Source organism: Microcella sp. (genome assembly GCF_046293215.1).
Lineage (GTDB): Bacteria > Actinomycetota > Actinomycetes > Actinomycetales > Microbacteriaceae > Microcella.
Window position 1 is genome coordinate 199,550 of record NZ_JBKBPI010000003.1, and the last position, 23,085, is coordinate 222,634.

Sequence of the window (23,085 nt, forward strand, 5' to 3'; positions counted from 1 at the left end):
GCCGCCGGTAGGCTCGTGTGCATGAAATACGCCGCCGCGATCACCGACCTGATCGGCGACACGCCCCTCGTCCGCCTCAACAGGGTCACCGAGGGAATCAGCGCCACCGTGCTCGCGAAGGTCGAGTATCTGAACCCCGGAGGGTCGTCGAAAGACCGCATCGCGACCCGCATCATCGACGCGGCCGAGCGCGACGGGCTGTTGAAGCCCGGCGGCACGATCGTCGAGCCGACGAGCGGCAACACCGGTGTGGGCCTCGCGCTCGTCGCCCAGCAGCGCGGCTACAAGTGCGTGTTCGTGCTGCCCGACAAGGTCGGCGAAGACAAGCGCAACGTGCTGACCGCGTACGGCGCCGAGATCGTCGTCACGCCGACCGCCGTCGCGCCCGACGACCCCGAGTCGTACTACTCGGTCTCTGACCGGCTGGCCCGCGAGATTCCCGGCGCGTTTAAGCCGAACCAGTACGCGAACCCCAACGGTCCGCTCAGCCACTACGAGACCACCGGTCCCGAGATCTGGCGCGACACCGACGGCCTCATCACGCACTTCGTTGCGGGCGTCGGCACGGGTGGCACCATCACCGGAACCGGGCGCTACCTGCGCGAGGTCAGCGCCGAGCGTGAGGGCGGCCGCGTGCAGATCGTCGGCGTCGACCCCGTCGGCAGCGTCTACTCGGGCGGCACCGGCCGGCCCTACCTCGTCGAGGGCGTGGGCGAAGACTTCTGGCCGGGCGCCTACGACCCCGAGGTCACCGACCGCATCGTGGCCGTCAGCGACCAGCAGTCGTTCGACATGACCGTGCGCCTCGCTCGCGAGGAGGGTCTGCTTGTCGGCGGCTCGTGCGGCATGGCCGCCGTGGGCGCCCTTGAGGTCGCCCGCGAACTCGGCCCCGACGACGTGGTCGTCGTGCTGCTGCCCGACGGCGGCCGCGGCTACCTCGGCAAGATCTTCAACGACCGCTGGATGCGCGCGCACGGCTTCGCGGCGTCCGCCGGCTCTCCGACGGTGCGCGATCTGCTCGGTGACCCGGTGCGCGAGCTCGCCCACGTTCGGCGCGAGCACACCGTCGCGGACGCGGTCGCCGCCCTCGAGGCCCGCGGAGGAGGGACGGCGCTCCCCGTTCTCAGCGGTGAGCTGCCCCCCGTGCTCGGCGAGGTCGTCGGCTCTGTGTCGACCGCCGGGCTGCTGCGCGCGCTCGCATCGGGCGACGTCACGCCGGGTGACCCCGTGACGGCGGCGATGGGCCCGGTGATGCCGGTCATCGGAGCGGGCGAGAGCCTCGATTCGGCGCGCGAACGCTTCGGCGAGCGCGGCGCGGGCGGGCTTCCTCCCGAGACTCTGCTCGTGCTCGACGGGGGCAACCCGATCGGGCTCGTGACCCGTGCCGACCTGCTGCACGCCCTCGCCTAGGGGGCGGTGCGGGCGCGCGTGACGCGCGCTGAGCATCCGATGTTTTCTGTTTGATCGACCCGCGAAAGACATGACCATGGGCTCCACGAACGACCACCACGGATTCTCGACCCGCGCAATTCACGCGGGGCAAACCCCCGACGAGACGACGGGCGCGGTCATCCCTCCCGTGCACTTCTCGACGACGTATGCCCAAGACGGCATCGGGGGCCTGCGCAACGGCTACGAGTACGGGCGCGGCACCAACCCGACCCGTGATGCCCTGCAGCAGCAGCTCGCCTCACTCGAGGGTGGCGCGCACGCCTTTAGCTTCGCCTCGGGTCTTGCGGCCGAAGACGCGCTGTTGCGGGCGGTGCTCGAGCCCGGCGACCACGTGCTCATGGGAGACGACGTGTACGGCGGAACCCACCGCCTCGTGCGTCGCGTCTTCGGGCAGTGGGGCATCGGCCTCACCACGATGGACTTCAGCGACCTCGACGGCGTGCGCACCATGATCGGCCAGCTCACACCGAAGGTGCTCTGGCTCGAGACCCCGTCGAACCCGCTCATGAAGGTCACCGACGTGATGGCGCTCGCCGAGATCGCGCACGAGGCGGGCATCCTCGTCGTGGTCGACAACACGTTCGCCACCCCCTACCTGCAGACCCCGCTCGCTCTCGGCGCCGACGTGGTCGTGCACTCGACCACCAAGTACCTCGGCGGTCACTCCGACGTCGTCGGCGGGGCGCTCGTGCTCAACGACGACGACCTCGCCTCGCGCGTCGGCTTCCAGCAGTTCGCGGCCGGTGCCGTCTCCGGCCCCATGGATGCGTGGCTCACCACGCGAGGAATCAAGACGCTCGCCGTGCGCATGGACCGCCACTGCCACAACGCCCAGGCCGTCGCTGAGGCGATGGTGGGGCACGCCGGGGTCGCTCGGGTGCTCTACCCGGGCCTTGCCGATCACCCCGGGCACGAGCTCGCGGCCCGGCAGATGCGCGGCTTCGGGGGCATGGTGTCGCTCGACCTCGCCGGGGGAGAGGCGGCCGCCCGTCGATTCTGCGAGAGCCTCGAGGTGTTCACGCTCGCCGAGTCGCTCGGCGGCGTCGAGTCGCTCGTCAACTACCCGAGCGAGATGACGCACGCCTCCGTGCGGGGCACGGCGCTCGAAGTGCCGGCCTCGATCGTGCGCCTGTCGGTCGGGATCGAGGATGCGGCCGACCTCGTCGCCGATGTCGAGCAGGCGCTCGCGCGACTCTAGGCGGGGAGCGCGTGCGACGTCGCGGCCCGATTGCTGAGCGTTGCTGGCCGGCACCTGCGGGGCCCGTTCTCGGAGTGCCACACCGTACGAAAGCGTCGGGGTGCATAATGGCGCAAGGCGAATGTGAACGTACACATTGCGCGCACCCGAACGGACGACGATGACCACCGACACCACCGCGGCGGAACCGGAACGCACCCGCGCGCCGAACATCCGCGATGTCGCGCGCGTCGCCGGGGTGTCCTACCAAACCGTCTCCCGGGTGCTCAACGACAGCCCCAACATTCGGCCGGCCACCCTCGAGAAGGTGCGCGCGGCGATCAGCGAGTTGGGCTACCGCCCCAACCAGGCCGCTCGCGCACTCGTCACGAGTCGATCGCGCACGATCGGGGTGCTCGCCTCGCAGACGGTTCATTACGGGCCGGCCACGAGCATCCAGGCGATTGAGACGGCGGCGCGCGAAGCGGGCTACCGGCTCTCGATCACGAACATCAGCTCGAGCGAGTACGCCTCGATCAAGTCGGGCCTCGACTACCTCATGTCGCAGTCGGTCGAGGCGCTCATTGTCATCGCGCCGCAGGTGCGCGTGTTCGAGGCGATCACCGACCTGCAGGTGAGCGTGCCGTACGTCACGCTCGAAGCGACCGGCACCAACACCCAGCACTCGCTCTGGGTCGACCAGGTGACGGGTGCACGCATGGCGACGCGGCACCTCATCGAGCTGGGGCACGAGGAGATCATGCACATCTCGGGGCCGCAAGACTGGATCGAGGCCGAGGCGCGCATGCAGGGATTCCTGCGCGAGCTTGACGCCGCCGACCTGCGCACGCGGGCGCCGATCCTCGGCGACTGGACTGCGCACTTCGGCTACTACGCCGGGCTCGAACTGCTGCGCTACCGCGACTTCACGGCCGTGTTCTGCGGCAACGACCAGATGGCGCTCGGCTTCATGCACGCCTGCCGCGAGTCGGGGCTCGACGTGCCGGGCGACATCTCCGTTGTCGGGTTCGACGACATTCCGGAGGCCGCGCACTTCGCCCCGCCCCTCACCACCGTGCGGCAGAACTTCGCCGAGATTGGGCGGCGCTCGATCGAGCTCTTGCTCGGGGAACTGCGCGGCGACACCGACCTCAGCCACGAGCCCGTGCGGCCCGAGCTGATCGTGCGGCACTCGACCGCGGCGCGGCGCGCGTAGTCGCCGGGGGTCGCGCACCCGCCGCGCCCTCGCGAGCCCGCGCTCGCCGCGAGCATCCCCTGTTATCGACTTGTGACCGTTTCGCACGGGCGTCCCACTTGACAGTTGTGACCGTTTCGTCTGTAGAGTGCACTCACGCAATGTGAACGGTCACATCGAGCCGTCACAGCGCTACCCACCCCGCGCCACCCCGACAACGGAGTCACATGAGCCCCGCCCCCCTGAGCCCTGAGGTGCAGGTCGCCATCGCCCGCGTGCGTGATGACGTCGCTGCCCTGCACGCACAGCTCGTGCGGTACGGCCTCGTGGTGTGGACGGGCGGCAACGTCTCAGGTCGGGTCCCCGGCGCCGACCTCTTCGTCATCAAGCCTTCGGGCGTCGACTACGACGACCTCGACCCGGCGAACATGATCCTCTGCACGCTCGACGGCGAGGTTGTGCCGAACACCCCCGGTAGCGACCGCAGCCCCTCGAGCGACACGGCCGCGCACGCCTACGTGTACCGCAACATGCCGGAGGTCGGCGGCGTCGTGCACACCCACTCGACCTACGCGACCGCGTGGGCGGCACGCGGTGAGGCGATCCCGTGCGTGATCACCGCGATGGCCGACGAGTTTGGCGGCGAGATTCCCGTGGGGCCGTTCGCGATCATCGGCGACGACTCGATCGGCCGCGGCATCGTCGAGACCCTCACCGGTCACCGCTCGCGCGCGGTGCTCATGCAAAACCACGGCCCGTTCACGATCGGCAAGGATGCTCGTGACGCGGTCAAGGCGGCCGTCATGCTCGAAGATGTCGCCCGCACCATTCACATCGCCCGCCAGCTCGGCGAGCCGCTGCCGATCGCGCCTGAGGCCATCGACGCCCTGTTCGACCGCTACCAGAACGTCTACGGCCAGCCCGCGGGAGCATCCCGATGAGCGCAGACCGGATTACCGCCGGCCGCGTCGCGCTCGGCATCGAGCTCGGCTCGACCCGCATCAAGGCGTGCCTGGTCGACGCCGACAGCCCCGCCCACGTGCTCGCCACCGGCAGCCACGAGTGGGAGAACCAGCTCGTCGACGGACTCTGGAGCTACTCGCTCGACGCCGTGCACGATGGCCTCGCCGCCGCGTACGCCGCCCTGGCCTCCGACGCCGAGGCCCGCTACGGCGCCGCCCCGTCCACGCTCGCGGCGATCGGTGTGTCGGCGATGATGCACGGCTACCTGGCCTTCGACGCCGCCGGAGACCTGCTCGTGCCCTTCCGCACATGGCGCAACACCAACACGGGCCCGGCCGCGGCCGAACTCTCGGAACTGTTCGGCACGAACATCCCGCTGCGTTGGTCGATCGCGCATCTTCACCAGGCCCTCATCGACTCTGAGGCGCACGTGTCGCAGGTGGCGCACGTCACGACGCTCGCCGGCTACGTGCACGAACGACTCACCGGCGAGCGGATCCTTGGAGTCGGCGACGCGTCCGGCATGTTCCCGGTCTCCCGCGACTCCGCCGGCCGACCCCAGTACGACCCGGAGCTGGTCGCCCGCTACGACGCGCTCGTCGCGGGGCGCGGATGGGCGACCGGCCTGACCGAGCTGCTGCCGAGCATCCGGGTGGCAGGCGAGACCGCCGGTCACCTGACCGAGGCGGGCGCTCGCCTGCTCGACCCGACGGGCACCCTCGCCGCGGGCGCTCCGGCGGCTCCGCCCGAGGGCGACGCCGGCACCGGCATGGTCGCGACGAACGCCGTCGCCCCGCGCACGGGCAACGTGAGCGTGGGCACGAGCATCTTCGCGATGGTGGTGCTTGACCGTCCGCTCGCCTCGCAGCACGCCGAGCTCGACCTCGTCACCACCCCGGCCGGCGACCCCGTCGCGATGGTGCACTGCAACAACGGCACGAGCGAGCTCAACGCCTGGGTGGGAACGTACCGCCGTTTCGCCGAGCTCGCCGGCGCCCCGGTCGACGCCGACGCCGCCTATGCGCTGCTCTTCGCCGAGGCGCTCGAGGGCGCGGCCGACGCCGACGGTGTGCTCGCCTACAACCACCTGGCGGGTGAGCCGGTCGCTCACCTCGACGCCGGTCGCCCCGCCATCGTGCGCACCCCCGATAGCCGCCTGACGCTCGCGAACGTCATGCGCGCGCAGGTCTACGGCGTCTTCGCCACTCTCGCGATCGGGATGCGCGCCCTCCGCGGCGAAAACGTCGCGATCGACGCGCTCTATGCCCACGGAGGCATGTTCCGCACGCCCGGCGTGGCACAGCGCTTCCTGGCCGCCGCGCTCGACGCCCCCGTGGGGGTCGCCGCCAGCGCCGCCGAGGGTGGCGCCTGGGGCATCGCCGTCCTCGCCGCCTTCACGGCTCGGCACGGCGCGGCAGCCAGCGAGGCGGGCGCGCCCGACCTCGGTGCCTACCTCGATGCGGCTGTCTTCGCCGGCGCCGACGCCCACCTGACCACCCCGCTCGCCGACGACGTCGCGGGCTTCACCGCTTACCTCGAGCGCTACGAGCCGGGCCTCGCCATCGAGCGCACGGCTGCCGAGGTGATCTGACCCATGTCAAGGAGTTTCGTGTCCCGCAGCATCGTCCCCGACCTCAGCACGTACGAAGTCTGGTTCCTCACCGGCAGCCAGAACCTGTACGGCGACGAGACGCTTCGGCAGGTTGCCGAGCAGTCGAAGGAGGTCGTGGCGGGCCTCGAGGCGGCGGCGAGCATCCCGGTGCGCGTGGTCTGGAAGCCGACGCTGGTCGACCCGGCGAGTATCGCGCGCGTCATGCGCGAGGCGAACGCCGCCGAGAACGTCATCGGCGTCATCACCTGGATGCACACCTTCAGCCCCGCGAAGATGTGGATCGCGGGACTCGACCAGCTCACGAAGCCGCTGCTGCACCTGCACACGCAGGCGAACGTCGAGCTGCCCTGGGCCGACATCGACTTCGACTTCATGAACCTGAACCAGGCCGCCCACGGCGATCGCGAGTTCGGGTACATCGCCTCGCGCCTGTCGGTGGCGCGCACCACGGTCGTCGGCCACGTCTCGAACCCGGCGGTCACCGAGCGCATCGGCGTGTGGGCCCGCGCCGCGGCCGGCCGCCACGCCACCCAGAACCTGAAGCTCGCGCGCTTCGGTGACAACATGCGCTTCGTCGCCGTCACCGAGGGCGACAAGACCGAGGCCGAGCTGCGCTTCGGCGTTCAGGTCAACACGTGGGGCGTCACCGAGCTGGCCGACGCCGTGCACGCCGTCGCCGACAGCGACGTGGATGCTCTGGTGGCCGAATACGCGGACCTCTACGACGTCGACGCTGCCCTTCTGCCCGGCGGCGACCGCGCCGACTCGCTGCGCTACGGCGCCGCGATCGAGCTGGGCCTGCGCTCGTTCCTGGAGGCAGGCGACTTCGGCGCCTTCACGACGAGCTTCGAAGACCTCGGCACGCTGCGCCAGCTGCCTGGCCTCGCCGTGCAGCGACTCATGGCCGACGGCTATGGCTTCGGGGCGGAGGGCGACTGGAAGACCGCCGTCATGGTGCGCGCCGCCGCCGTTATGGGCGCCGGCCTTCCCGGCGGCGCGAGCCTCATGGAGGACTACACCTACCACCTGGTCCCCGGTGAGGAGCTCATCCTCGGTGCCCACATGCTCGAGGTCAGCCCGTCGCTCACGAGCCAGACGCCGCGCCTTGAGGTGCACCCGCTCGGCATCGGCGGCAAGGAGGACCCGGTGCGCCTGGTCTTCACCGCCGACGCCGGCCCCGCCGTCGTGTGCGCGCTCAGCGACATGCGCGACCGCTTCCGTCTGGTGGCGAACGTCGTCGAAAACGTCGCCCTGCCCGCGCCGATGCCGAAGCTGCCCGTCGGCCACGCGGTGTGGAAGCCGGCCCCCGACTTCGCGACCTCGGCCGCGGCGTGGCTGACCGCCGGTGCCGCCCACCACACCGTCATGTCGACCCAGATCGGCGTCGACGTGCTGCGCGACTTCGCCGCGATGAGCGGCGTCGAGCTGCTCGTCATCGACGACGACACCACGCTGCCCGCCTTCGAGCAGCAGCTGCGGTCGAACGCCGCGTACTACCGACTGGCGCAGGGGCTGTAGACATGTCGTCCCGCGCGTCCATGAACTTCCCGGGTTTCCCCGGGATCCGTCCGGGCCTCTCAGCGATGAGAGACACGGTCGACTGCACCACCCCCAATCCCACTCGAAAGGACACACAGTGAAGAAGAGGACTCTTCTCTCGATCGTGGCCGCTGGCGCGATGACCCTCGGTCTCGGCGCCTGCGCCGCGGACGCTGGCGGCGACGGCGAAGGCGGCCTCATCGGCGTCGCCATGCCGACCCGCTCGTCGGAGCGCTGGATCGCCGACGGCAACGCCGTTCAGGCCGAGCTGGAGGCCGCGGGCTACCGCGTCGACCTGCAGTACGCCGAGGACGACATCCCCACCCAGGTCAGCCAGATTGAGAACATGATCACCCAGGGCGCTGAGGCCCTGATCATCGCCTCGATCGACGGCACCACGCTCACGCAGGTGCTGCAGGACGCGGCTGACGCGGGCATCCCCGTCATCGCGTACGACCGTCTGATCCGCGACAGCGAGAACGTCGACTACTACGCGACGTTCGACAACTTCCTCGTCGGCCAGCAGCAGGCCTGGACCCTGCTGCACGGTCTCGGCCTGACTGACCTCGAGGGCAACCCCGTCGACGGCGCGCCCGAGGGTCCGTTCAACATCGAGCTGTTCGCTGGCTCGCTGGACGACAACAACGCGTTCTTCTTCTTCAACGGCGCCATGGATGTTCTCCAGCCGCTGATCGACGACGGAACGCTCGTTGTGAAGTCGGGTCAGACCAACATCGAGCAGGCGGCGACGCTGCGCTGGGACGGCCAGGTCGCCCAGAGCCGCATGGAGAACCTGCTGACCGCGCACTACTCGGACGGCACCACGGTTGACGCCGTGCTCTCGCCCTACGACGGCCTGAGCCGCGGCATCATCTCGGCTCTGACCGACGCCGGCTACTCGGTGGGCAGCGACTTCCCGATCATCTCGGGTCAGGACGCTGAGCTCGACTCGGTCAAGGCCATCCTTGCCGGTGAGCAGCACGCCACCATCTTCAAGGACACCCGTGAGCTGGCGAAGGTTGCTGCGAGCATGGCCCAGGCCCTGCTCGAGGGCGGCGAGCCGCAGATCAACGACACCGAGACGTACGACAACGGCGTGAAGGTTGTGCCGTCGTTCCTGCTCGGCCCGGTGCCGGTCATCGCCGACAACGTGCAGTCGGCTCTGATTGACACCGGCTACTGGACGGCGGAGGACGTCGGCCTGTAAGCGGTCGACACCTCTGACCGATTCGGTCGCCACTTCGGCCGGTGGTGGGGTTATGCTCCCCACCACCGGCCACCCCCCGAACAACGACGTACGAAAGGGATCGGGTACTGACGTGACCCAGAACATCCTCGAGATGCGCGGCATCACGAAGACCTTCCCGGGTGTGAAGGCGCTGTCCGACGTGACCCTGCAGGTGAAGCGCGGCGAAGTCCACGCCATCTGCGGTGAGAACGGCGCCGGCAAGTCCACCCTCATGAAGGTGCTCTCGGGTGTGTACCCGCACGGCACCTACGACGGCGAGATCGTCTTCGAAGGCGAGACGGTCGAGTTCTCCGACATTCGCGACAGCGAGTCGAAGGGCATCGTCATCATTCACCAGGAGCTGGCGCTCAGCCAGTACCTGTCGATCGCCGAGAACATCTTCCTCGGCAACGAGGTCAAGGGCCCGCTCGGTCTCATCGACTGGAACAAGACCAACTTCGAGGCCGCCAAGCTGCTCGCCCGCGTGGGCTTGAGCGAGAAGCCGACCACGAAGGTCATGGACATCGGTGTCGGCAAGCAGCAGCTCGTCGAGATCGCGAAGGCGCTGTCGAAGGAAGTGAAGCTGCTCATCCTCGACGAGCCGACAGCCGCGCTCAACGACGCCGACTCCGACCACCTGCTCGACCTGATCCTGCACCTCAAGGGGCAGGGCATCACGTCGATCATCATCAGCCACAAGCTCAACGAGATTCGCAAGATCGCCGACAACGTCACGGTCATCCGTGACGGCAAGACGATCGAGACGATCACGCGCACCGAGGTGAGCGAAGACCGCATCATCAAGGGCATGGTCGGCCGCGACCTCGAGCACCGCTACCCCGACCACACCTCGCACATCGGTGAGGAGGTGTTGCGCGTCGAGAACTGGACGGCGCACCACCCGCAAGACAACCAGCGCGTCATCGTCGACAACGTGTCGCTCACCGTCAACGCGGGTGAGATCGTCGGCATCGCGGGACTCATGGGCGCCGGTCGCACCGAGTTCGCGATGAGCCTGTTCGGCCGCTCCTACGGCTCGCGCATCTCGGGCACCGTCTACAAGCGCGGCAAAGAGATTAAGGTGCGCTCGGTCGCCGAGGCGATCGAGAACGGTCTGGCGTACGCGACGGAAGACCGCAAGACCTACGGTCTGAACCTCATTGAGGACGTCAAGCGCAACATCTCGGTCGCCTCGCTGCACAAGCTCGTCTCGATGGGCCTCGTGAATGACAACGAGGAGTACCGCATCGCGAACGAGTACAAGAAGTCGATGAACATCAAGACGCCGAGCGTGCTGAACAAGACCGGGCTGCTGTCCGGTGGAAACCAGCAGAAGGTCGTGCTGTCGAAGTGGATTCAGTCCGACCCCGACGTGCTCATCCTCGACGAGCCCACCCGCGGTATCGACGTCGGTGCCAAGTACGAGATCTACACGATCATCAACCGTCTCGCGGACGAGGGGAAGGCGATCATCGTCATTTCCTCCGAGCTGCCTGAGTTGCTCGGCATCTGCGATCGCATCTACACCCTGTCTGAAGGTCGCATCACTGGCGAGCTGCCGACCGAAGACGCCACCCCTGAAGCTCTGCTCAAGCTCATGACCCTGGAGAAGCAGCGATAATGACCGACCAGACCACGCGCCCCGCCGTCGAGGGGCCGGCCGACACCGGCCACCACAACAAGTTCGCGGCGATGCTCTCGCACGCCGCGGCCGACCTCGGCAAGAACGGCATCTTCCTGGCCCTGCTCGCCGTCGTCGTGTTCTTCTCGATCACGACCAACGGCATCCTGCTGCGGCCGCAGAACATCTCGAACCTGATCGTGCAGAACGGGTACATCCTCGTTCTCGCGATCGGCATGGTCCTCGTCATCGTCGCCGGCCACATCGACCTCTCGGTCGGATCGGTCGCGGCGTTCATCGGAGCCGTGTCCGGAGTCTTCGCCGTCACCTGGGGTTTGCCCTGGTGGCTCGCGATCATCCTCTCGCTCGCCGTCGGCGCGATCGTCGGCGCCTGGCAGGGGTTCTGGATCGCCTACGTCGGCATACCCGCGTTCATCGTGACACTGGCGGGCATGCTCATCTTCCGCGGGCTCGCGCTCATCACGCTCGGCAACTCGAACATCGGGTCGTTCCCGCAGGAGTACCGCAACCTCGGTAATGGCTTCCTGAACTTCCCGGTGCAGGTCGGCGGGCAAACCATCGACCCCGTGACGCTGGCCATCGGAGCCATCGCCATCGTCGCCCTCGTCGTGCAGCAGCTGCGCACGCGCGCCGGGCGCCTGAAGTACGGCCAAGAGGTCGAGCCCATGCCGTGGTTCGTCGGCAAGCTCGCCCTGTTCGTGGTCGGTATCGGTGCCGTGACGATCGCGCTGAGCTCGTTCAAGGGCATCCCGGTGACCCTCGTCGTGCTCGCCGCGCTCGTGCTCACCTACACGGTCGTCGCCAACCGCACGACCTTCGGCCGGCACATCTACGCGATCGGTGGCAACCGTCGCGCGGCCGAACTGTCGGGCATCAAGACCCGCTGGGTCGACTTCTACCTGTTCGTCAACATGGGCGTGCTTGCCGCGCTCGCCGGCCTCATCTTCACCGCCCGCCTGAACCTCGCGGGCCCGAAGGCCGGTGAGGGCTTCGAGCTCGAGGCCATTTCGGCGGCGTTTATCGGCGGTGCCGCAGTGCAAGGCGGCATCGGCACGGTCACGGGTGCCATCATCGGCGGCTTCATCATCGGTGTGCTGAACAACGGCATGTCGATCATGGGCATCGGCATCGAGTGGCAGCAGGCGGTGAAGGGACTCGTGCTCCTCCTGGCGGTCGCCTTCGACGTCTACAACAAGAACCGGGCCGGGGTGCGCACCCGCCGGTAGACAATTCCGAGAACCCGGATGCGCGCATCCGGCCCATGAGGGAACTCGCGCCACGAGGCCCCGCGGAACCACCTCCGCGGGGCCTCGTCGTGTGCGCGGTGCGGTCGTACCTGTCTGACATGCCGCGCGTGGGAGCGGTTCCACACTCTCTCCGCCTAGGCTCAGAAGCATGAGCGACGACTACCGCCAGCACGGCCTCGAGTTTCCCGAGACGTTCCTTTTCGGCTCGGCCACCGCTAGCTACCAGATCGAAGGGGCCGTGACGGAAGACGGCCGCGGCGCGTCCATCTGGGACACCTTCAGCCGCACGCCCGGCGCCGTCCTGCACGGCCACACCGGAGACGTCGCCTGCGACCACTACCACCGCCTCGACGACGACCTCGACCTCATGCAGTCGCTCGGTCTTCAGGCGTACCGGTTCTCGATTGCGTGGCCGCGCATCCAGTCTGACGGGAAGGGTGCCGCGAACGACCGCGGCGTCGCGTTCTACAGCCGCCTCGTCGACGGGCTGCTCGCGCGCGGCATCACGCCCATCGCGACGCTCTACCACTGGGACCTGCCGCAGGCGCTGGAGGACCGCGGCGGCTGGACCGCGCGCGACACCGCCCTGCGCTTCGGCGACTACGCCCACATCATGGGCGAGGCGCTGGGGGACCGGGTCGCCGTGTGGACAACGCTGAACGAGCCGTGGTGCAGCGCGTACCTCGGTTACGGCGCCGGGGTGCACGCCCCGGGCGTGACCAACCGACTGGCCACACTGCGGGCCGTGCATCACCTGAACCTCGCCCACGGGCTCGGAATTCAGGCGCTACGCGCCAGCGTCACGAAGCCCGACGTGCAGTACTCGGCGACCCTCAACCCACAGGTGGCCCGCGGGGTCGACGACACGTCGGACGAGGCAATCCGCCGCATCGATGCGCTCGGCAACCGCGCGTTCACCGGCCCGATGCTGCGCGGTGAGTACCCCGCCGACCTGCTCGCCGACACGGCGGCGATCACTGACTGGTCGTTCGTCGAGCCCGGCGACCTCGAGCAGATTCACCAGCCCCTCGACGTGCTCGGCGTCAACTACTACTCGACCATGCGCGTGCGGCTGTGGAACGGCGTCGGCGAGCGCTCGTCGGCCGATGGCCACGGGGCCTCGCGCGGCACCGCCTGGCCGGGGGCCGCGGAGGAGATCGAGTTCTTGCCGACCGCGGGCCCGCACACCGACATGGGCTGGAACATCGACCCGGCCGCCTTCGAAGACCTGCTGGTCGACCTGCACGCGTCGTACGGGCTGCCCCTGATGATCACCGAAAACGGGGCGGCGTTCCCCGACGTTGCCGACCCTGACGGGCGCGTGCGCGATACCGACCGCATCGACTACCTGCGTCAGCACCTCACCGCCGTGCACCGGGCGATGGGGCGCGGCGCCGACATCGTCGGCTACCAGGTGTGGAGCCTCATGGACAACTACGAGTGGGCCTACGGCTACACCAAGCGCTTCGGCATCGTGCGCGTCAACTACGAAACGCTCGAGCGCACGCCGAAGGACTCGGCCCGCTGGTACGCGCAGCTGATCCGCGAGCGCGCGATTCCGGCGTAGGGGATGCGCGCATCCCGTTCGCAGAGACCGGCGCGAGAATAGTCGCATGGCTCTGAACATCACGGGGGATGCCCGCGCCGACCACCTGCTCACCGACGACCCGTTCGCGCTACTCGTTGGCATGCTGCTCGACCAGCAGGTGACGATGGAAACCGCGTTCGCGGGGCCCGCGAAGATCGCCGACCGGATGGGCACCTTCACGCCCGAGGCGGTGGCGGCCGCTGACCCGGAGGAGTTTGTCGAGGTGTTTCGGCAGACCCCGGCGGTGCACCGGTTCCCCGGCTCGATGGCGAGCCGGGTGCAGGCGCTCGCCGAGGTGGTGCGTGATGAGTGGGGCGGCGACGCGGCCGCGATCTGGACGGCGCCCACCGACAGCGGAGCCCCCACCGGGGCCGACGTGCTGCGCCGGTTGAGGGCGCTGCCCGGCTTCGGCGAGCAAAAGGCGAAGATCTTCCTCGCGCTGCTCGGCAAGCAGTGCGGGCTGCAGGCAGACGGCTGGCGCGAGGCCGCCGGCGACTACGGAGTCGAGGGTTCGTACCGGTCGGTCGCCGACATCGTCGACGCCGAGTCGCTCGCCCGAGTGCGCGAGGCAAAGAAGGCCGCCAAGGCGAAGGCGAAGGGAAAGTAGCGCCGAACGAGGCGGCCCCACGGTGGGATCGCGGCGGCGCGGGTCGAGCGAACACGCCGACTCGAATCGATTCGACACGAGGGGCCCGGCAGGCGTAGGCTGACCCCGCTCGAGTGCGGAGGCCGGGGGTTGTGAACGGCGATCCGTCCCGCCCGCGCGAGCCGCGCATCCGTGCGCCCGATCCACCACCGCACTTCGCACTGACGCGTCGACGCTCCGCGCGCCGACGCGTCCAGAAAGGCCACCCGCGTGACGACTGTCGTGCATCCCGGAGACTCGCTGACCGGGCGCCAGCGCGCCGTGTACGTGATCGTGCTGGGCGCGCTCACCGCGCTCGGACCGTTCACCGTCGACCTGTACCTCCCGGCGTTTCCCGCGATTGAGGCTGAGCTCGGGGTCAGTACGGCGACGATCCAGTTGACGCTCACGGCCACCATGATCGGCTTCGCGCTCGGCCAGCTGCTCGTGGGCCCGTGGAGCGACAAGGTCGGTCGGCGCCTGCCGCTGATCGTTGCCACTGCCGTGCACGTGGCGGCGAGTATCGGCGTTGTGCTTGCTCCCGACATCACCGTGCTGATGGTGTTCCGCGTCTTGCAGGGCATGGGCGCCGCCGCGGGGGGCGTGGTGGCGATGGCGACCGTGCGCGACCTGTTCGGCGGCTACCCGCTCGTGCGCATGCTGTCGCGCCTCGCGCTCGTCAACGGCCTCGCCCCGATCGCTGCGCCGATCATCGGCTCGCAGCTGCTGCTCGTCACCGAGTGGCGCGGCCTGTTCGTCTTTCTCGCGATCTACGGCGTCATCATCGTGATCGCCTCGTGGCTGTTCATCGTCGAGACGCTGCCGCCGGCGCGCCGCGTCGACCCCGGGCACTCGACGATCGGGCAGCGCTACCGCTCGCTGTTCAGCGACCGCATCTTCATCGGCGTTGCGCTGGTGGGCGGGTTCACCTTTTCGGGCTTGTTCGTCTACCTCTCGGCCTCGTCGTTCCTGTTCCAGGACGTCTATGGCCTGGATGCGCAGGGCTACGGCCTGCTGTTCGCCGTGAACTCGATCGGCGTCGTCGCGGGCGTGCAGATCGCCTCGCGGCTGGCGAAGTACGTCGGCCCGCAGTGGATCCTCGGCGTCTCGACGGCCGCCCTCGTCATCAGCGCCGTCGCGATCGTCGTGCTCGACCTGGCGGGGGCCGGGTTGTACGGCACGATCGTTCCCCTGTGGTTCTTCATCACCGCGTGCGGCTTCGGATTCCCCTGCGTGCAGGTGCTCGCCCTGGCGAACCACGGCAAGGAGGCGGGCACCGCGGCGTCCCTGCTCGGCGCCTTGAACTTCGGGCTGGCGGGGTTGCTGTCGCCGATCGTCGGCCTGTTCGGCATCACCGACTCGGTGCCGATGGGCGCGATGATGGCCGTCTGCGGCGCCCTCGCGGCGGCCGGACTATGGGCGGTTGTTCGCCCGTGGACGGTTCCGCCGCTCAGTCGCTGAACGTTTCCTCTCGCGGCGAGGATGCTGCGCTAGCGTCGCGCGCATGAGTTCCGTTGCGAAGGCCCGCCGCATCCGTCGCCGCTGGCCGGTCATCAGCGCCAGCGTCGGTATCGCCGTGGCGCTGGTGCTCGGCTCCTTGATCGCGGTGCGCGAGTCGCCACTGGGCGTGGACGAGCGGTTCATGACGGAGTTGCTGGAGGAGCGAGCGCCGTGGTTTGACGTTCCCGCCCTGTTCCTCGATTGGATCGGCGGCCATCTCGTGGGTGTGGTCATCGTGCCGGTAGCCATGGTGCTGTGGTTGGTGGCGCTGCGTCGCCCGTGGGCGGCGGCTTTCTCTGTGGTCGCCGCGGCGGTGAGTGCGGGTCTGGTGCAGCTGTTGAAGGCATTGTTTGACCGCGCGCGCCCCGAGTTCATGCTCGTGGCGACCGACGAGGGGTCGTTTCCGTCGGGGCACGTGGCGAACGCGGCGACGATCGCGGTGGTGCTCGCGCTGGTGTTCGGCCTCGAGCGGTCGCGCTGGTGGGTGTGGCTTGCGGGGCTCGCCTACGTAGTGGCGATGGCTCTCGCCCGCACCTATCTCGGGGTGCACTGGGTGACGGACACGATCGGGGGCGCCCTGCTCGGCGCGGGCGTCGCCGTCGTGCTGTGGGCGCCGATTGCCGATCGGCTGGCGGCGGAGCCTCGCCCCCGGGCGCCCGCCGCGTCGTAGGGATGCGCATCCCCCTTGTGCATTTATTGTCCAGTTGGATAATATGTGAGCCATGAGGATTCTGCTTGTTGGTGCCGGAGGCGTCGGAGACGCCATTGCCAAGATCGCCGCACGCCGCTCGTTCTTTGAACAACTCGTCGTGAGCGACTACGACATCACCCGTGCCGAGCGCACGATCGCCTGGATCGAGGCGAAGCACGGCCCGCAGGGCGACCGCTTCGTCGCCGCCCAGATCGACGCGTCGGATGCGGAGGTCGTCGAGCGCGTAGCCCGCGAGCACGGGGTCACGCACGTCATGAACGCCGTCGAGCCGAAGTTCGTCATGCCGATCTTCCGCGGCGCGATCGCTGCCGGTGCCGACTACATGGACATGGCGATGAGCCTGTCGGTTCCGCACCCGTCGAACCCGTACGGCGAGACCGGCGTGAAGCTGGGCGATGAGCAGTTCGCCGTCGCGCACGAGTGGGAGCAGGCCGGGCGCCTCGCCCTCGTCGGCATGGGTGTCGAGCCGGGGCTGTCAGACGTGTTCGCGCGCTACGCGGTCGACCACCTGTTCAGCGAGGTCGACGAGCTCGGCACGCGCGACGGCGCAAACCTCGTCGTACGCGACGACGAGGGCAACGAGATTTTCGCACCCTCGTTCTCGATCTGGACCACCATCGAGGAGTGCCTGAACCCTCCGGTCATTTTTGAGAAGGGCCGCGGCTGGTACACGACCCCGCCGTTCAGCGAGCCGGAGGTCTTCGACTTCCCCGAGGGCATCGGCCCGGTCGAGTGCGTGAACGTCGAGCACGAAGAGGTGCTGCTCATGCCGCGCTGGCTCGACGCGAAGCGCGTCACCTTCAAGTACGGCCTCGGCGACGAGTTCATCGGCATTCTGAAGACCCTGAACCAATTAGGCCTCGACAAGACCGAGCCGATCCGCGTGCGCAGCGCGAACGGGCCCGTCGAGGTGAGCCCGCGCGATGTCGTCGCCGCCGGCCTGCCCGACCCGGCGACGCTCGGCCCCCGCATGACCGGCAAGACCTGTGCCGGCCTCTGGGTGACGGGCACGGGCACCGACGGCCAACCGCGCGAGGTGTACCTCTACCACGTGAGCGACAACGAGTGGACGATGGCCGAGTACGAGGCGCAGTGCGTCGTCTGGCAGACCGCCCTCAACCCCGTCGTCGCGCTCGAGCTGCTCGCGACCGGCGCCTGGAGCGGCGCCGGCGTGCTCGGCCCGGAGGCGTTCGACGCGAAGCCGTTCCTCGACCTCATGGCGAAGCCTGAGAGCGAGGGCGGCTACGGCCAGGCCTGGGGGCTCGAGGAGCGCACGCCGGCGACGACCGCGTAGGGCGGATTCAGGATGCTCGCGCGGCCACCCGAATCAGGCTCCAGCTTTCGGGCGGCAGCGTAGCGCTGAGCTCTTGACCCGTGGCCGTGACGCCGTCGAGCGACACCGGCACGCCGTCGGCCGCCTCGGCGGCGCTGCGGCGCGCGCCACGGTCGTCGGCGATCAGCGTCACGGCGTCGACGACCTCGCCCAGCTCGTAGCCGAGCGCGTGGAGCGTGAAGGGCGCGGGTGTCGCCCCCCGGTTTGTCACGGCGATGACGAGCTCACCGGCCTCGGCGTTGTGCACGACCGTCGGCTGGATGACGGGAACGTCGCCGTGGGCGGCTGTCGCGAGCGTCGGGGAGTCGACGCGAGCATCCAGGGTGGTGCCGCGCGCGTGGCGCGCGAGTAGCGCGATGGGGTGGAACGTCGTCTGCTTCCAGACCCCGCCGCCGGGGATCGTCACCATGGGGGCGATCACGTTCACGAGCTGCGCGAGGCAGGCGATCGCGACCCGGTCGGCGTGGCGGATGAGCGTGGACAGCAGGTCGGCGACGACGACCGCGTCGAGCATCGAGTAGCGCTCGGCGAGCAGGTCGGGTCGCTCGCGCAGCGGCAGGGTCGCGTCGGGTTCGACGGCGTCGAGGTACCAGACGTTCCACTCGTCGACCGAGAGGGTGATGCGCTTGTCGCTGTGCCGCCGGGCGGCGACGGCGTCGGCGATCGTGATGACCTCGGTGAGGAACGCCTCGAATGCTGCGCCGCTGGCGAGGAAGCTGGCGCGGTCGCCATTTCGCTCCTGGTAATAGGCGTGCACCGAGAGGTGGTCGACGTGGTCGAAGGTGTGCTCGAGCACGACGCGTTCCCACTCGCCGAAGGTGGGCATGTCGCGCGCCGAGCTGCCGCACACGACGAGCTCGATCGTCGGGTCGACGCGGCGCATGGCCTGGGCGGCGTGCCGGGCGCGCTGCCCGTACTCGTCGGCGGTGGTGTGGCCGATCTGCCAGGGGCCGTCCATCTCGTTGCCGAGGCACCAGAGCCGCACACCGTGCGGCTCATCGGCACCGTTGGCCCGGCGCTGCTCTGACAGGGCCGTGCCACCGGCGACGTTGCAGTACTCGACGAGCTCGGCGGCAGCGTCCGCTCCGCGCGTACCCAGGTTCACGGCGAGCATCGGCTCAGTACCGGTCAGCCGCGTCCAGCGGATGAAGTCGTCGGTGCCCACCTGGTTCGGCTCGATGGATCGCCAGGCGAGGTCGATGCGCCGGGGGCGCTCGTCGCGCGGGCCGACACCGTCTTCCCAGCGGTAGTTGCTGACGAAGTTGCCGCCGGGGTAACGCACGACCGTGGTGCCGAGTTCGCGGGTGAGAGCGGCGACGTCGCCGCGCCAGCCGTTGGCGTCCGCCGTCGGGTGCCCCGGCTCGTAGATGCCGGTGTCGACGGCCCGACCGAGGTGCTCGACGAACGAGCCGAAGATGCGGCGATCGATCGGCCCGACCGTGAACGCGGGGTGTACGGTGGCGCGCGCGATGGCCAGGGTGTCGTCGTGGTCGCTCACCGGGCATCCCTTCGTTGGGGTTTTTGTGGCACAACACAACATATACGGGATGCGCGGTGCGCGATACTGACGCACGTGACGCAGAGCCCGCGCCCCGCCCGCATCGTGATCGCGCCCGACTCGTTCACGGGCACGATCGACGCGGCCGCCGCTGCGGAGGCTCTCGCCGCGGGCTGGGCGGGCGTGCGCCCCGGCGACGCGATCGTCACACGGCCGATGGCCGACGGCGGCGTGGGAACCCTTGACGTGCTGGCGGCGGCGACTCCCGGCTGCGAGCGCGTGCCCATCACGGTGACCGGGCCCGATGATCGGCCGGTCGACACCCACTGGCTGCTGCTGCCCGACGGCACCGGTGTTATCGAGCTCGCCCGCACCTCCGGATTAACCCTGCTTGACGAGCCGCGGCCATGGACCGCGCACACGATCGGCGTCGGAGAGGCGATCGTGGCCGCCGTCGCGCACGGTGTCGAGCGCCTGGTGGTGGCGCTCGGCGGGAGCGGCTCGAGCGACGGTGGCGCGGGGATGCTCGGAGCGCTCGGCTCGGTCTTCACCGGGGTGCCCGGCAGGCCGCCCCGGGGGCCCGCCGAGCTCGAGGTCGTCACCGCGGTAGCCGCGCCACGGCGACGTCTCCGTCCCGTGGGCGGCATCATCGCGTGGGTTGACGTGACGTCGCCCCTCACCGGTGAGGCCGGTGCGGCCGCCGTGTTCGGCCCCCAGAAGGGCCTCACGGATCCGGCCGACATCGCTCGCGTCGATGAGATCCTCACCCGCTACGCGCTGATGGTGAGCGAGGCGTTTCGTCCCGCGAACGGCGGCGCAGCCGTCGACCCGGCAACGCCGGGTGCGGGGGCCGCTGGCGGTACGGGCTTCGCCCTGCTCGCCTGGGGCGCATCCCTGCGGTCGGGTGCCGTCGCGGTTGCCGACGCGATCGGACTCGACGCGGCGCTCGCCGGCGCCGACCTGGTCATCACGGGCGAGGGCCGCTTCGACGGCCAGACCGCCGCGGGCAAGGTTGCCCACGAGGTCGCCCGCCGGGCTGACGCGGCCGGTACTGCGCGAGCTCTGGTCGCGGGCGCGATCAGCGCCGAGCCGCGCGGCTTCGCCGAAGCCGTGTCGCTGAGCGAGCTGGCCGGCTCCTCCGGTGCCGCCATGTCCGACCCGGCGCGCTGGTTGCGCGCGGCCGGCGCCCAGCTTGCTCAGAGGTTCTGACCGCGGCCCTGGTTGACTGGATGCCATGACCTTCGACCTGAGTGACGCGCAGTGGGCCGGTTTCTCGATCGTGGTGCTCGGCATCGTGCTGTTGCTCGCGACGGTCGTGCGGCGGTACGTTCCGCTGTTCGCGTCCCTGTTCATCCCGACGTCGGTGATCGCGGGCTTCGTGATTCTGCTGATCGGGCCGCAGCTGCTCGGGGTGTGGACGGACACTGACGGGGTGATCCCGGGCGAGGTGCTCGCCATCTGGGCGACCCTCCCGGGGCTGCTCATCAACGTGGTGTTCGCGGCGGTCATGCTCGGCAAGTCGCTTCCGAAGCCGCGTCAGATCTGGGAGGCGTCGGCCCCGCACGTGATCTTCGGCAGCGCCCTGTCGTTCGGGCAGTTCGCGCTCGGGGCCCTCGCCGTCGTGCTGATCTTGACGCCGTTCTTCGGGGTGACCGATCTGGCTGGGTCGATCATCGAGCTGTCGTTCGCGGGCGGACACGGCACGATCGCGGGCATGGGGCCGCTGCTCACCGAGGCCGGGGCGAGCGAGCTCATCGACCTCGGGCTGGGTCTTGCGACCATCTCGATGGTGACGGGCGTCGTCTTCGGCTCGCTGCTGGTGCGGTGGGCCGTGAAGAACCCGAAGATCTCGCTGGCGCGCACCACCCCGCTCACGGGCAAGGAGGTGCACGACCTGAACAACGCGGGCTGCGACCCGACCGAGCTCGACGCCGAGCCCGACAACCGCGGCATGGGCCCGGTGACGGTGGCCCTCATGTGCATCGCGCTCGCCATCGCGGTCGCGATCGGCCTGCTGGAGGCGTTCCGGTTCGTGGCGGGCCTGCTGGGCTCGGACGCGTTCGACAACTTCCCGCTGTTCCCCTTCGCGGTGATCGGCGGCTACCTCGTGCAGCTGGCCGCGACGGCCGTCAAGCAGGACCACTACATCGAGAAGCGCAGCGTCAACGGCATTTCGGCGATCAGCCTCGACGTGCTCATCGCCACGGCGATCGGCACGATGAGCCTGGCCACGCTCGGCGCGAACGTGCCGGTGCTGATCGCGTTCACGGTGATCGCCGTCGCGTGGAGCGTCACCGCGCTGCTGTTTTTCGGCCCGCGCATTCACGGCCGCGACTGGTTCGAGCACGCGATCGCCGACTTCGGGCAGTCGCAGGGCAACGTCGCCACGGGATTCGTGCTCGCCGACATGGTTGATCCCCAGCGCCGCACGAACGCGGCAAACGCCTACGGCTACAAGCAGCTCGGCTACGAGCCGTTCCTCGGCGGAGGTCTCATCACGGCGTTTTCGGTTCCGCTCATCATCGCCTGGGGGTCGCTGACCTTCGGCCTCGTGTCGCTGGGCCTCGCGATTGGTTTCCTCGCCTGGGGTTTGTGGCGACGACGGGCGCTCGACCGCGCCGCCGCCGAGTCGAGTACGTCCAGCGCGGCACGCGCCTGAGCTGAGGCCCAAGCGACCCGCCCATGACCGCTTCGTCGATCGTTCCACTGCCTCTCAGGACAGCCCGCCAGCCATGACCCCTCCGTCCCGGCTCGAGCGCCTGCAGGTCCTCGTCTACCTGGGGGCTATCGCGGCCGGCCTCACGCTCGGCAGCACAGTGCCGGCGGCGGGCGCGGCGCTGGGCGTGGCGGTTCTGCCGGCGCTCGCCGCGCTGTTATTCGTGACGTTTCTGCTGGTGCCGCTGGCGAGCATCCCGGTCGCGTTTCGGGATGCGCGCTTTCTGATGACAGCGCTCGTCGCGAACTTCGTCGTGGTTCCGCTGGTCGTGGCCGTGCTGGTGCTGCTCGTGCCGGACGAGGTGGCGGGGGTGGACGGCGCCCTGGTGGTGCTCGGCGTTGTGCTGGTCTTGGTGGTGCCGTGCACCGATTGGTTTCTGACGTTCACGCAGCTGGCGGGTGGGGACACGGCGCGGGCGGTGGCGTTCGCCCCGGTGTCGCTGCTCGTGCAGCTGGCCGTACTGCCGGTCTACGTGTGGGTGATCGCCGGCGGTGCCGCCGGAGCCGACGTTGGCGCGCTCATCGACGTGGGCCGGCTGGGCGCGACGGTGCTGGTGGTGTTGGTGCTGCCGCTGGGCCTGGCGGCGGTTGTGCAGGGCGTTGCGGCGCGGGTCGCTCGGGGCCCCGTGGGGGTGGAGGGCGTTGCGGGGCGCCTGCCGGTGCCGCTCCTCGCGGTGGTGCTGCTGCTGGTTGCCGCGTCTGAGGTGCCCGCGGTGCTCGACGCGGCCCCGCTGCTGCCGCTGCTCGTCGGGATCTTCCTCCTCTATCTGGTGGCGGCCGTGGCGCTCGGTGTGGCCGCGGCGCGGCTGGCGCGGCTGCCGCACACGGCCGGACGCACGCTGGTGATGAGCGTGGCGACCCGCAACTCGTTCGTCGTGCTGCCAATCGCGCTTGCTGTGCCCGAGGGTGCGGGTGTGGTCGCGGTTGTCGTCGTGACCCAGACCCTGGTCGAGCTCACGGGCGTCGCCGTGCTGGTGCGTGCGCTACCTCGCGTGCTCCCCGCCCCGACTACTCCGCTGTAGGAATTCCTACACTGGAGTAGTCGCGGGACAGGGCGCA

At 69.5% G+C, this 23,085-nt stretch carries 18 protein-coding genes; 17 read left to right on the forward strand and 1 reads right to left on the reverse strand.

Features of this window, described 5'->3' with window-relative positions:
* Positions 1-21: 21 nt before the first annotated feature.
* The 14 genes from ACK4SC_RS04465 to ACK4SC_RS04530 all read left to right on the forward strand — a co-directional run bounded on the left by ACK4SC_RS04465 (position 22) and on the right by ACK4SC_RS04530 (position 17,774).
* Complete coding sequence (locus tag ACK4SC_RS04465) at positions 22-1,410, forward strand: cystathionine beta-synthase (protein ID WP_409615210.1); 1,389 nt, start codon at positions 22-24, stop codon at positions 1,408-1,410.
* Positions 1,411-1,486: 76 nt separating this feature from the next.
* Positions 1,487-2,650 (forward strand): cystathionine gamma-synthase, encoded by a 1,164-nt coding sequence (locus ACK4SC_RS04470; RefSeq protein WP_409615212.1) that lies wholly within the window; start codon positions 1,487-1,489, stop codon positions 2,648-2,650.
* 160 nt (positions 2,651-2,810) lie between these two features.
* Positions 2,811-3,845 (forward strand): LacI family DNA-binding transcriptional regulator, encoded by a 1,035-nt coding sequence (locus tag ACK4SC_RS04475; RefSeq protein ID WP_409615215.1) that lies wholly within the window; start codon positions 2,811-2,813, stop codon positions 3,843-3,845.
* A gap of 206 nt (positions 3,846-4,051) precedes the next feature.
* The gene (locus tag ACK4SC_RS04480) at positions 4,052-4,765 is read left to right on the forward strand and encodes an L-ribulose-5-phosphate 4-epimerase (RefSeq protein WP_409615218.1); all 714 of its coding nucleotides are present in this window, start codon (positions 4,052-4,054) and stop codon (positions 4,763-4,765) included.
* Positions 4,762-6,378 (forward strand): FGGY-family carbohydrate kinase, encoded by a 1,617-nt coding sequence (locus tag ACK4SC_RS04485; RefSeq protein WP_409615221.1) that lies wholly within the window; start codon positions 4,762-4,764, stop codon positions 6,376-6,378. The genes ACK4SC_RS04480 and ACK4SC_RS04485 overlap by 4 nt, the downstream gene beginning before the upstream one ends.
* 3 nt (positions 6,379-6,381) lie before the next feature.
* Complete coding sequence (gene araA / locus ACK4SC_RS04490; protein WP_409615224.1) at positions 6,382-7,917, forward strand: L-arabinose isomerase; 1,536 nt, start codon at positions 6,382-6,384, stop codon at positions 7,915-7,917.
* 160 nt (positions 7,918-8,077) lie between these two features.
* The gene (gene chvE / locus ACK4SC_RS04495; protein ID WP_409615375.1) at positions 8,078-9,145 is read left to right on the forward strand and encodes a multiple monosaccharide ABC transporter substrate-binding protein; all 1,068 of its coding nucleotides are present in this window, start codon (positions 8,078-8,080) and stop codon (positions 9,143-9,145) included.
* A 112-nt stretch (positions 9,146-9,257) separates the two neighbouring features.
* A complete protein-coding gene (gene mmsA / locus ACK4SC_RS04500; protein WP_409615227.1) occupies positions 9,258-10,787 on the forward strand; it encodes a multiple monosaccharide ABC transporter ATP-binding protein in 1,530 nt (509 codons plus the stop codon).
* A 71-nt stretch (positions 10,788-10,858) separates the two neighbouring features.
* Entirely contained in the window at positions 10,859-12,034 is a 1,176-nt protein-coding gene (mmsB, locus tag ACK4SC_RS04505) for a multiple monosaccharide ABC transporter permease (protein WP_409615377.1), read from the forward strand.
* Between the two features lie 169 nt (positions 12,035-12,203).
* Positions 12,204-13,622 (forward strand): GH1 family beta-glucosidase, encoded by a 1,419-nt coding sequence (locus ACK4SC_RS04510; protein ID WP_409615230.1) that lies wholly within the window; start codon positions 12,204-12,206, stop codon positions 13,620-13,622.
* 46 nt (positions 13,623-13,668) lie between these two features.
* A complete protein-coding gene (locus ACK4SC_RS04515) occupies positions 13,669-14,250 on the forward strand; it encodes an HhH-GPD-type base excision DNA repair protein (RefSeq protein WP_409615232.1) in 582 nt (193 codons plus the stop codon).
* A gap of 249 nt (positions 14,251-14,499) precedes the next feature.
* Positions 14,500-15,729: a multidrug effflux MFS transporter gene (locus ACK4SC_RS04520; RefSeq protein ID WP_409615235.1), complete on the forward strand. Its 1,230-nt coding sequence runs from the start codon at positions 14,500-14,502 to the stop codon at positions 15,727-15,729.
* A 43-nt stretch (positions 15,730-15,772) separates the two neighbouring features.
* Positions 15,773-16,438 (forward strand): phosphatase PAP2 family protein, encoded by a 666-nt coding sequence (locus ACK4SC_RS04525; RefSeq protein ID WP_409615237.1) that lies wholly within the window; start codon positions 15,773-15,775, stop codon positions 16,436-16,438.
* Between the two features lie 52 nt (positions 16,439-16,490).
* Positions 16,491-17,774 carry a saccharopine dehydrogenase family protein gene (locus tag ACK4SC_RS04530; protein ID WP_409615240.1) on the forward strand — a complete coding sequence of 428 codons (1,284 nt, stop codon included), beginning with the start codon at positions 16,491-16,493 and terminating at the stop codon, positions 17,772-17,774.
* Positions 17,775-17,781: 7 nt separating this feature from the next.
* Here ACK4SC_RS04530 and ACK4SC_RS04535 read toward each other — a convergent pair whose 3' ends face one another.
* Entirely contained in the window at positions 17,782-19,311 is a 1,530-nt protein-coding gene (locus tag ACK4SC_RS04535) for an alpha-N-arabinofuranosidase (protein ID WP_409615243.1), read from the reverse strand.
* Positions 19,312-19,386: 75 nt separating this feature from the next.
* Between ACK4SC_RS04535 and ACK4SC_RS04540 the strand changes: the two genes are divergently transcribed.
* The 3 genes from ACK4SC_RS04540 to ACK4SC_RS04550 all read left to right on the forward strand — a co-directional run bounded on the left by ACK4SC_RS04540 (position 19,387) and on the right by ACK4SC_RS04550 (position 23,048).
* Complete coding sequence (locus ACK4SC_RS04540) at positions 19,387-20,520, forward strand: glycerate kinase (protein WP_409615245.1); 1,134 nt, start codon at positions 19,387-19,389, stop codon at positions 20,518-20,520.
* A 25-nt stretch (positions 20,521-20,545) separates the two neighbouring features.
* Complete coding sequence (locus ACK4SC_RS04545; RefSeq protein ID WP_409615248.1) at positions 20,546-21,970, forward strand: sodium/glutamate symporter; 1,425 nt, start codon at positions 20,546-20,548, stop codon at positions 21,968-21,970.
* 73 nt (positions 21,971-22,043) lie between these two features.
* Complete coding sequence (locus ACK4SC_RS04550; RefSeq protein WP_409615250.1) at positions 22,044-23,048, forward strand: arsenic resistance protein; 1,005 nt, start codon at positions 22,044-22,046, stop codon at positions 23,046-23,048.
* The last annotated feature ends 37 nt before the right edge of the window (positions 23,049-23,085 follow it).

Excerpts from the sequence above, each read along its gene's own strand:
- ACK4SC_RS04465 (WP_409615210.1), top strand. The coding sequence starts at position 22 with ATGAAATACGCCGCCGCGATCACCGACCTGATCGGCGACACGCCCCTC.
- ACK4SC_RS04470 (WP_409615212.1), top strand. The coding sequence starts at position 1,487 with ATGGGCTCCACGAACGACCACCACGGATTCTCGACCCGCGCAATTCAC.
- ACK4SC_RS04475 (WP_409615215.1), top strand. The coding sequence starts at position 2,811 with ATGACCACCGACACCACCGCGGCGGAACCGGAACGCACCCGCGCGCCG.
- ACK4SC_RS04480 (WP_409615218.1), top strand. The coding sequence starts at position 4,052 with ATGAGCCCCGCCCCCCTGAGCCCTGAGGTGCAGGTCGCCATCGCCCGC.
- ACK4SC_RS04485 (WP_409615221.1), top strand. The coding sequence starts at position 4,762 with ATGAGCGCAGACCGGATTACCGCCGGCCGCGTCGCGCTCGGCATCGAG.
- araA (WP_409615224.1), top strand. The coding sequence starts at position 6,382 with ATGTCAAGGAGTTTCGTGTCCCGCAGCATCGTCCCCGACCTCAGCACG.
- chvE (WP_409615375.1), top strand. The coding sequence starts at position 8,078 with ATGACCCTCGGTCTCGGCGCCTGCGCCGCGGACGCTGGCGGCGACGGC.
- mmsB (WP_409615377.1), top strand. The coding sequence starts at position 10,859 with ATGCTCTCGCACGCCGCGGCCGACCTCGGCAAGAACGGCATCTTCCTG.
- ACK4SC_RS04510 (WP_409615230.1), top strand. The coding sequence starts at position 12,204 with ATGAGCGACGACTACCGCCAGCACGGCCTCGAGTTTCCCGAGACGTTC.
- ACK4SC_RS04515 (WP_409615232.1), top strand. The coding sequence starts at position 13,669 with ATGGCTCTGAACATCACGGGGGATGCCCGCGCCGACCACCTGCTCACC.
- ACK4SC_RS04525 (WP_409615237.1), top strand. The coding sequence starts at position 15,773 with ATGAGTTCCGTTGCGAAGGCCCGCCGCATCCGTCGCCGCTGGCCGGTC.
- ACK4SC_RS04530 (WP_409615240.1), top strand. The coding sequence starts at position 16,491 with ATGAGGATTCTGCTTGTTGGTGCCGGAGGCGTCGGAGACGCCATTGCC.
- ACK4SC_RS04545 (WP_409615248.1), top strand. The coding sequence starts at position 20,546 with ATGACCTTCGACCTGAGTGACGCGCAGTGGGCCGGTTTCTCGATCGTG.
- ACK4SC_RS04550 (WP_409615250.1), top strand. The coding sequence starts at position 22,044 with ATGACCCCTCCGTCCCGGCTCGAGCGCCTGCAGGTCCTCGTCTACCTG.